Source organism: Cedecea selenatireducens (assembly GCF_042138895.1).
Taxonomy (GTDB): Bacteria; Pseudomonadota; Gammaproteobacteria; order Enterobacterales; family Enterobacteriaceae; genus Cedecea; species Cedecea selenatireducens.
Genome location: NZ_JBHIKW010000038.1, coordinates 1 through 735, shown reverse-complemented (window position 1 = coordinate 735; position 735 = coordinate 1). Strand labels below are relative to the sequence as shown.

Annotated in this window: 1 protein-coding gene; it reads right to left on the bottom strand. The window is 55.0% G+C overall.

All coding sequences use genetic code 11. From position 1 onward, the window contains the following. Nucleotides 1–444: Tli1a family immunity protein (tli1a, locus tag ACE38U_RS22375; RefSeq protein ID WP_375530537.1), on the bottom strand; the 444-nt coding region annotated here is incomplete at its 3' end. Between the last annotated feature and the right edge of the window lie 291 nt (nt 445–735).

The following is a 735-nucleotide window of genomic DNA, read 5'->3' as shown; positions in this document are numbered from 1 at the left end:
GGTCACCTGCACCTCATCGCAGGGTAAAAAGTGGACGGTAATCCCACAGGTTTCCTGTCCGGTATAGTCGGGAACAGAAACGGTTTTACTGTGCTGACGATGCTGCTCTTTTATTTTATTCGCCCATTCCAGGAATTTTTTTTCATCCGCGTATCCAGGAAAATCATCAGATGATCCCAGTCCCGTTTCCCAGTTAATACGCACCGTCAGCCCCGGTTTCCAGACTGACGGTACGCCGTAGCAGCACCCGCCGCCCCCGCCGTCAAACGGGCCGATAGCATCAATCCCCGACTGACCGTTAACGCCGAAGCTATTGATTGCCCATTTGGTATGGTTTATCGCTTTAATCGTGCCTGCCCCACCGCTGCCTTGCGCCTCCGCCTGTGGATGGCTGCACCCGCTCAGCAGGGCGATGCCCAGCAGTACCCCGTAACGTTTTTTCATGCCTGTTTCCTTTTATTGTGCCGTCCTGAATACCGGAGAAATCACTTAATGCTGCCCGCCACAACGGGCACGATTAAATAATCTGAGTGACTGAACTGTGGTAAAGGACATTTTCGGCTCTGGCAGAAGAATTCCGGGCTTCAGATGATTGCCGGCGCCGTCGAAGCACGGACTGCCAGATTTGCAGGGCGAGTCCCATGGACGGGACGAGTAATGTGCAGGGTCTTACAGCAGGGCAGCGGCACCACCTTGTCCGCCGCCGCACAAAGCTCATCCCGGTATTGCCGCTCC